We start from the raw sequence: 8,806 nt of genomic DNA on the forward strand, positions 1-8,806 counted from the left end.
GTCGACCACGGCCGTCGGCCACGGTCTAACGGCCACGGTCTTATGACCACGGCCGTCGGTCGCGGTCCAAGACCACGGCCGTTTGCCGCTGCCTTACGGCCACGGCCCGTCGACTATGTGCTCAGCCACCGGAATACCGCCCCCGACCGCCGCGTTCCAGGCCCGAGGGGGCCCTCGCACCCCCTACGGGATCTGTTCGCCCACGCCCTACTGGTGCCCCTGAGGGCCACCAGGTCCCCTCAAGGCCCCAGGGCGGGTCGGCCGCGCACCAGCCTCCCTAACCGATCTCGCCGAGGACGCGCAGAATCGCCGCCTCGTCCTCCGCCCCTTGCAGCCTGGTCCGGAACTCCGCGTCCATCAGCTTCCGCGACAGCAGCGCCAGAATGCGCAGATGCTCGTCGCCGGCCGCCGCCTCCGGCACCGAGATCATGAAGACCAGCCTGGCGGGCGTGGCGTCCGGCGAGCCCCAGTCGATGCCGTCCGCCGACCGCGCGAAGCCGACGACCGGAGCGGTCACCGCATCCGTCTTGGCGTGCGGAATGGCGATCTCCTCGCCGAGCCCGGTAGTGCCCTGCGCTTCACGCGCCAGCGCCACCCGGACCAGTTCGTCGACGTCCGCCACCCTGCCGGTGCCGGCCGCCAGCTCGGCCATCTCGCGGATCGCCGCTTCCTTCTCGCCGGCGTCGAGCTGCGTCTTGACGGTCTGCACGGTCAGATAGCCGGAGAGCACCTGGGCAACGCCGGCCGGACCGCTGCCGTCCCCGTCACCGTCGCTGCCGTCCCCGTCACCGTCGGTGCCGCCTTCGGCACCGTCCCCGCGGGCATCGTCGCCACCGGCCTGGGCGGCATCGCCGAACGAGGCTTCGCCCTTTGTCACCCACCCGGGTTCGGTGGCCATCCCAGGGGCATGGCCGGCAACCGCCGCGCCTGTACGGGACGCACCACCCGCCCCGGCAGCAGACCCGGCGCCCCCTCCGCCGGCAACGACCACGGGCTCCGCCGCCGACTCCTCATCCGACACAACCGCCCCCGACTCCACCGACGTCACCGACGTCACACCGGCAGCCGCCACACCGGGCGCCGCCACACCAGCGGCCGCCGCCTCGGCAGCCGCCACCCCGGAACCCGCCACACCGGCACCCGCCACACCGGCACCCGCCGTGCCGACCGCATCGACGCCGACCCGAACGCCACCGGCCATCCCCCCACCGGCAGTTGTGACACCGGCGCCACCCGGGGCCTGCGCCCGCACGCCCCCGGCAGCCCGAGCCTGCGCCCGCACGCCCCCGGCCGCCCGAGCCCGCACGGCCGCTTCCTTCCTCCGCTCCGAAACATCCACCAGCATCACCGTCGTCAGCGCCGTGACCACCGTTCCGATCACCACGGCGACGAAGAACACCGGCACCCCGTCGACCGCACCCAGCACCGCCACGATCGGCCCGCCGTGCGGCACCGCGTCCGCCACCCCGGCCATCCCCGCCAGGGCTCCGGCCACCGCGCCGCCGAGCATGTTCGCCGGAATGACCTGCGCGGGCCGGGCCGCGGCGAACGGGATCGCGCCCTCCGAGATCCCGAAGAGCCCCATGAACAGCGCCGCCATCCCCGTCTCCCGCTCCTGCTCGGAGTACAGGCGTCGGCGGATCAGCGTGGCCAGCCCCTGCCCGAGCGGCATCACCGGGATCGCGGCGGCGCACATGCCCATGACCGTCTGGTTTCCGGAGGCGATCAGGCCCGAACCGAAGAGGAACGCCGTCTTGTTGACCGGTCCGCCCATGTCGAACGCGATCATCAGGCCGAGGATCGCCCCCAGCACGATCGCGCTGGTCCCGGTCATGCCACTGAGCCAGCCGGTGAGATGCGTGAACACCCACGAGATCGGCTTGCCGAGCACATAGATGAAGAAGAGTCCGAGTGCGGTCGTGGCCACGATCGGGATCACGATGATCGGCATGATCGGCCGGGCGAACCTGGGGACCTCGACCTTCTTGATCCACACGACCAGGTACCCGGCCAGGAAGCCCGTGACGATACCGCCGATGAAGCCGGCGCTCGCGTCCTTCATCCCGTACAACTCGCCGTGGGTGGCGATCCACCCGCCGATCATGCCCGGTACCAGCGCGGGCCGGTCACCGATCGCATAGGCGATATACCCGGAGAGGATGGGCACCATCAGCTGGAAGCCGATGGTGCCGATGTGGTTGACGTCCTCCCAGAACGAGCCCGGGACGATCTTCAGCCCCTCGGGCGTCGGGTGACCTCCCACCGCCAGCGAGATCGCGATCAGCAGACCGCCGACCACCACGAACGGGATCATGTAACTGACGCCGTTCATCAGCGCTCTGTACGCAACGCTGCGCTCCCGGCCGCCACCGGTGCCCGCGGAACCCGGCGCCGCACCGCCCCCGGCTCCGGCCCCGTCCTCGGCTCCGGCCCCGTCCTCGGCTCCGGCCTCGCCGCCCTCCGCGCCCCCGTACACCGGCGCGCTCTGCACGCGCTCGATCAGTCGCTCGGGATGACGGATGCCCTCGGCCACCCCGACGGCCAGGACCCTCTTGCCAACGAACCGGCTGCGGTCCACCTCCTTGTCCGCGGCGATGATGACGCCGTCCGCCTCTCTGACATCGTTGTCAGACAGGACATTCTCGGCTCCGATGGACCCCTGTGTCTCCACCTTGATCTCGTGCCCGAGGGCCCGGGCGGTCCGGGTCAGCTTCTCCGCGGCCATGTACGTGTGGGCGATCCCGGTCGGGCAGGCGGTCACTGCGAGCAGTTTCAGCCCCTGCCCGCTCTTCCCCGCGCCCTCGGGGGGATCAGCTGGAGTGGTGGTCACGCGACTCTCCTTACGAACGTGCGCGCGGGGGTGCATCCGTTCCCGCGCTGCCAGGCATCCTGCATGACGTCACAGCACGCGCCAACCCCTCCGGGACCGCGGCCCCCAGGGGCGGAAGACGGGTAGGCGGTGCCCCGGGACGCGGGAACCAACGCCCGCCCCGCCGCCCCTCCCCGGACCGGCACCGCACCCGCCCCGGCCCCTCCTGGCTGGGGTTCACCGGGCCGATCGGTGTAGATTCGTGACCAGTGCCAGACGTCGCTGCTGATGGCGGTCGGGCGGCCCGCACCGCGGACCGGCCGAGGGAGAGAGGGCCTCCGACGGACTGCGCTGCGGCCAACGGGAGAGGTGCGTCCGCTTCCGCGTACGCTCGTATGCGCCCCGGTCACCACTGGGGCCCCGGCCCGCGCCGCAGACTGCCAGCCCATCCACCTCGACGCTCGAGGAGCAGCCCGCATGACGACAGCAGCCACCGGCCAGGACTTCAAGGTCGCCGACCTGTCCCTCGCCGCCTTCGGCCGCAAGGAGATCACCCTCGCCGAGCACGAGATGCCCGGCCTGATGGCGATCCGCAAGGAGTACGCCGCCGCCCAGCCGCTGGCCGGCGCCCGGGTCACCGGTTCCCTGCACATGACCGTGCAGACCGCCGTCCTGATCGAGACCCTGGCCGCCCTGGGCGCCGAGGTCCGCTGGGCGTCCTGCAACATCTTCTCCACCCAGGACCACGCCGCCGCGGCCATCGCGGTCGGCCCCAACGGCACCCCGGACGACCCCCAGGGCATCCCGGTCTTCGCCTGGAAGGGCGAGTCGCTGGAGGAGTACTGGTGGTGCACGGAGCAGGCACTGACCTGGCCGAACTCGCCCACCGGCGGCCCGAACATGATCCTCGACGACGGTGGTGACGCCACCCTCCTCGTTCACAAGGGCGTCGAGTACGAGAAGGCCGGCAAGGTCCCGGCCCTGGAGACCGCGGAGAGCGACGAGCACCGCGCGATCCTGGAGCTGCTGACCCGCACGCTGGACGAGGCCCCGCAGAAGTGGACGAACCTGGCCTCCGAGATCCGCGGGGTCACCGAGGAGACCACGACCGGCGTCCACCGTCTGTACGAGATGCACCGGGACGGGGAACTGCTCTTCCCGGCGATCAACGTGAACGACGCCGTGACGAAGTCGAAGTTCGACAACAAGTACGGCTGCCGTCACTCCCTCATCGATGGCATCAACCGTGCCACCGATGTCCTGATCGGCGGCAAGACGGCCGTGGTCTGCGGCTACGGCGACGTCGGCAAGGGCTGCGCGGAGTCCCTGCGCGGCCAGGGCGCCCGCGTCATCATCACCGAGGTCGACCCGATCTGTGCCCTGCAGGCCGCGATGGACGGCTACCAGGTCACCACCCTCGAGGACGTCGTCGAGACCGCCGACATCTTCGTCACCACGACCGGCAACAAGGACATCATCATGGCGTCGCACATGGCGCGGATGAAGCACCAGGCGATCGTGGGCAACATCGGCCACTTCGACAACGAGATCGACATGGCCGGCCTGGCGAAGCTCGAGGGCATCGTCAAGGAGGAGGTCAAGCCCCAGGTCCACACCTGGACCCACCCGGACGGCAAGGTCCTGATCGTGCTGTCCGAGGGCCGCCTGCTCAACCTGGGCAACGCCACCGGTCACCCCTCCTTCGTCATGTCCAACTCGTTCGCGGACCAGACGCTGGCCCAGATCGAGCTGTTCACCAAGCCCGAGGAGTACCCCACCGACGTCTACGTGCTGCCCAAGCACCTGGACGAGAAGGTGGCCCGTCTCCACCTCGACGCGCTGGGCGTCAAGCTCACCGAGCTGCGTCCCGAGCAGGCCGCCTACATCGGCGTCCAGGTCGAGGGCCCGTACAAGCCCGACCACTACCGCTACTGAGCCGGCTCCAGCGGGCGATCACCAACCGGTCGGCCCCGCTGACCGCTGGTGCTCCCCACAGCAGCCGGTGATCCCAGGCCCTCGCCCCTCACGGCGGGGGCCTGGCCCATGAGGACCCCGGACAGACCCGCCGCCCCCGACCCACCGGCACGTCGCCGCCCGAAGGACTCGACCCCCTATGCCCCGCGGCCACTACTCCCTCCACGACCCGCACGATCACACCCCCCTCGGCGAAGAGCACTTCCACTGCGCCACCGGCCCCTCGGGCTGGCGCTATGTCTCCCAGATCGTCAACCCCTCCGGCGACCACGCCGGCTCCGTCGACCTCACCCTCGACGAACTCGGCCGGCCCATCCGCCTCGAACTCCACGCCTCCGCCTGGCAGGTCCGCGGCGCCGCCCTGGAGGGCGTCACCTGGGTACGCACCGACCCGACCGGTGAACACGCCACCGAGGGCAACGTCCCCGCCCACGCCTTCACCGGCGCGTCCCCCGCATTCCTCATCGCCACCGCACGGCTCCTGCGCCCCGCCCTCGGTGCCGGCGCCGTCCGCACCCGCCTCGTGGCCTTCACACCCCCCGTCCTCGCCCCCCGCACGCTCGACCAGTCCTGGGCCCTGCTGAAAAGCACACCACACGCCACTGACAACGCCCCGCTCATCGCCGACGAATACCAGGTCAACGACCTGGAGACCGGCGAACAGCACACCGTCCACATCGCCGGCGACGTCGTCCTCTCCGCCCCCGGCATCGAACTCGAATCCCTCGAATCCCCGCCGTCGACGTTCCCCTGACACGCCTGCCCGGCGATCCCCGCCCTTCCCCCGTCGCGGCGGGCCCGTCCCCGCAGTCCCGGTGACGGCAGTCCCCGTGGCGGCAGGCTCCCTCACTCATGCTCGTGGCAGGCCCTGTGCGCGACCTGCCACGGCACGCCATGGGCCGACGCGGAGCGCGCCCTGCCCCGACCACCGCATACGCCAGGCCCGCCCCGGCGTACCAACCGCCGAGCACCCGGCGGGCCCACCCGCCGGCCGTCACTCACATCCCACCTCTCACGGGCGGCATCACACCGGCGGCGCGAACCCCGTACGCGGCAGCCTCCCCGCTCCGCCACTCTCCTCATCACCCCGATGCTCGCGCTGCTCCGGCACCCCGAGCGCCCCCGCACCGTCCTGGCGCACCGACTCGCCCCGGGCCGCGGCACCACCCCTGCCGCCGTGCGCCCCCGCCCCACCCCCGGGCGACGCCCAGCCGCCTGCCGAAGCAGACGACACCGCATTCCCTGCCGTCACCGGGCCCTCTGACGGCACCGGGTGCCCTGCCCTACCCGACGACGCAGACGCGTCATCCCCCGCAACGCCCGCGGGCCGAACCGACGCCTCCGGCTCACCGCACCAAGACTCCCCACCGCCGACAACGCCCGCTGCCCCGCCGTCCGCCGCCCTACCGCTGGCCGCCGCCGGCGGCGTACCGCCCGCCGCCGTACCGCCGGCCGTCGCCGTCGCCGTACCGCCCGCCCTCGCCGTACCACTGGCGGTCACCGTGCCACTGGTGGTCGCCGTAGCCGTCCCGCCCGCCGCCACCGACGCCCCGAACACCCGCCGCGACTCCCGCGCCTGCCGTTCCCCGACCACCGCCGCCAGATACACCGCCGGATGCACCCCCACCGGCCCCGGCACCCCGGTGAACTCGCGCAGATCCTCCGCCAGCCGCCGCGCCATCGCCCCGCCGGCCTCCGGATCGAGCTGCCCCATCCGCGTCAGGTACTGCCGCACCGTCAGCCACCACCCATCGGGCACCCGCGACAGATCCAGTGCCCCGAGTTCCGCCACCAGCCACGGAGGCGGAGGCGGCAGCGCCGTCCCCGCCTCCGCCACAGGCATCCGCTCGCGTATGACCAATGTCCCCGCGAACACATCCCCCACCCGGCGCCCCCGAGCCGACAGCAGGGAGGCGATGGCCGCCACCACCCCCATCGTCATCACGATCTCGATGGCCCCCATCGCCCCGCGCACCAGCGCGTGCCGGAACCGGATCGGCCCGCCGTCCTCCCGTACGACCCGCAGCCCGCAGACCAGCTTCCCCAGCGACCGGCCATGGCTCAGCGTCTCGATGACGATCGGTATCCCCACCTGCACCAGCACGAACGTCGCCACCGACACGGCCGCCACCGCCGCACTGTCCATCGACGACGTCGCGCTCAACAGCAGCAGCGAGGCGCCGAGGTAGACCCCCCAGGCCACCGCCACGTCGACGGCCACCGCCAGACCCCGGCTCGGGAGCCTGGCCGGCCGCAGCCCCAGCACCACCGCTTCACCCGTGACGAGTCCACTCACGCCGCGCTCACTCCCTCTCGCTCCCGGATGTCCCGCCCACCCCGCGCCGGACACGGCCAGTCTGCCAAGCTGATCCGGCCCCCACCCACGGCGCTGCGAGGAGCGACACCACATGGACCTCGATGTCTTCGTCACGGCCCATGGCGCCGAATGGGACCGCCTCGACACCCTGCTCCACCGCAAGCGCCGCCTCACCGGGGCCGAGGCCGACGAACTGGTCGCCCTCTACCAGCGCACCACCACCCATCTCTCCCTCCTCCTCTCCAGCGCCCCGGACCCGGTGCTGACCAGCCGCCTCACCTCTCTTGTGGCCCGCGCCCGCAGTACGGTCACCGGCGCACGCAAGGCCTCCTGGCGCGACACGGCCCACTTCTTCACCACGGCCTTCCCCGCGGCGGTCTACCGCCTGCGCCACTGGTGGATCCCGACCGCGATCCTCTCCACGGCGGTCGCCGCCCTCCTCGGCTGGTGGATCGCCGCCCACCCCGACGTCCAGGCGGCGATCGGCGCCCAGGAGGACCTGCGCAACATGACCCGCCCCGGCGGCGAGTACGAGACGTACTACTCCAGCCATCCCGCCGCGTCCTTCGCCGCCCAGGTATGGACGAACAATGCCCAGGCCGTCGCCCTGTGCCTCGTCCTCGGAGCCTTCGCCGGCCTCCCCGTCCTGTGGATCCTCTTCCAGAACATGCTCAATCTGGGCGTCGGCATCGGCCTGATGTCCTCGGCCGGCCGCCTCGACACCTTCCTCGGGCTGATCCTTCCGCACGGCCTCCTCGAACTGACCGCCGTCTTCATCGCGGCCGGCATCGGCCTTCGCCTGGGCTGGACCCTCATCGACCCGGGTCCCCGCACCCGCCGAACCGCCCTCGCCCAGGAAGGCCGCTCCGCCCTCGGCGTCGCCATCGGACTCGCCGCGGTGCTCTTCATATCCGGCGCCCTCGAAGGCTTCGTCACCCCTTCCGGCCTGCCCACATGGGCCCGCATCGGCATCGGCATCGCCGCCGAACTCGCCTTCCTCCTCTACGTCTACGTCCTGGGCGGCCGCGCCGTACGCGCCGGAGCCACCGGCGACGTGGACCTCACCGACCGCGAAGCCACCGTCCCGACCGCCGCGTGATGTGCATCGAGCCCCGCTGGCCTGCTAATCTCCTCTTCGCCCCAGGAGCCCGTTGACACGAGCACCAGGGGGAGGTAGATTCGAACGGTTGCAACGAACTGGACAAGTTCATCCGCGACAGTTAGCATCTACTCCGCTTCGGCCGGAATTTCTCTTCGGCGAGGCGCAACCGACCACTTACCGGAAGCCCCGGTCGATCAATTCGACCAAATCCCTTCTGATAAAGTCGGAAAAGCCAAAAGGCACTCCCGCTCCGACGGGAATCGGAAACGAATTCGGACCGGCAGCGGAACGAAATCGGATCTGATAGAGTCGGAAAGGCCGGAAAGCGAAAGCAGGACGGCCGACCCGCTCCAACACGGGGCCAGACACGGAAACGGATCTGGTAAGGTTGGAAACGCGAAGAAGCCGAAAGGCGGAAACGCACCGGCGAAAATCAGGCCCGCAAGGATCTGATAGAGTCGGAAACGCAAGACCGAAGGGAAGCGCCCGGAGAGCCTGGTGAAACAGGTACAAAGGAAGCGTCCGTTCCTTGAGAACTCAACAGCGTGCCAAAAGTCAACGCCAGATATGTTGATACCCCGTCCACCGGAAACATCCGGGGGAT

Annotated in this window: 5 protein-coding genes; 3 read left to right on the forward strand and 2 right to left on the reverse strand. The window is 71.0% G+C overall.

All coding sequences use genetic code 11. From position 1 onward, the window contains the following. Positions 1-277: 277 nt before the first annotated feature. Positions 278-2,761, reverse strand: coding sequence for a fructose-specific PTS transporter subunit EIIC (locus ACGFR7_RS29180; protein WP_393325039.1), 2,484 nt, complete (start codon positions 2,759-2,761; stop codon positions 278-280). Between the two features lie 525 nt (positions 2,762-3,286). On the opposite strand from ACGFR7_RS29180, the gene ahcY reads away from it, so the two are divergent. Continuing rightward, positions 3,287-4,744 carry an adenosylhomocysteinase gene (gene ahcY, locus ACGFR7_RS29185; protein WP_393325021.1) on the forward strand — a complete coding sequence of 486 codons (1,458 nt, stop codon included), beginning with the start codon at positions 3,287-3,289 and terminating at the stop codon, positions 4,742-4,744. A gap of 178 nt (positions 4,745-4,922) precedes the next feature. Then, the gene (locus ACGFR7_RS29190; protein WP_393325023.1) at positions 4,923-5,537 is read left to right on the forward strand and encodes a hypothetical protein; all 615 of its coding nucleotides are present in this window, start codon (positions 4,923-4,925) and stop codon (positions 5,535-5,537) included. A gap of 270 nt (positions 5,538-5,807) precedes the next feature. Here the strand turns inward: ACGFR7_RS29190 and ACGFR7_RS29195 are convergent, their stop codons facing one another. Next, the gene (locus ACGFR7_RS29195) at positions 5,808-7,079 is read right to left on the reverse strand and encodes an RDD family protein (protein ID WP_393325025.1); all 1,272 of its coding nucleotides are present in this window, start codon (positions 7,077-7,079) and stop codon (positions 5,808-5,810) included. A 112-nt stretch (positions 7,080-7,191) separates the two neighbouring features. Between ACGFR7_RS29195 and ACGFR7_RS29200 the strand changes: the two genes are divergently transcribed. Next, on the forward strand, positions 7,192-8,199 hold the full coding sequence (locus tag ACGFR7_RS29200) for a stage II sporulation protein M (RefSeq protein ID WP_393325026.1): 1,008 nt from the start codon (positions 7,192-7,194) through the stop codon (positions 8,197-8,199). Positions 8,200-8,806 lie beyond the last annotated feature (607 nt).

The sequence above is a fragment of the Streptomyces sp. NPDC048516 genome (assembly GCF_043199875.1).
Taxonomy (GTDB): Bacteria; Actinomycetota; Actinomycetes; order Streptomycetales; family Streptomycetaceae; genus Streptomyces.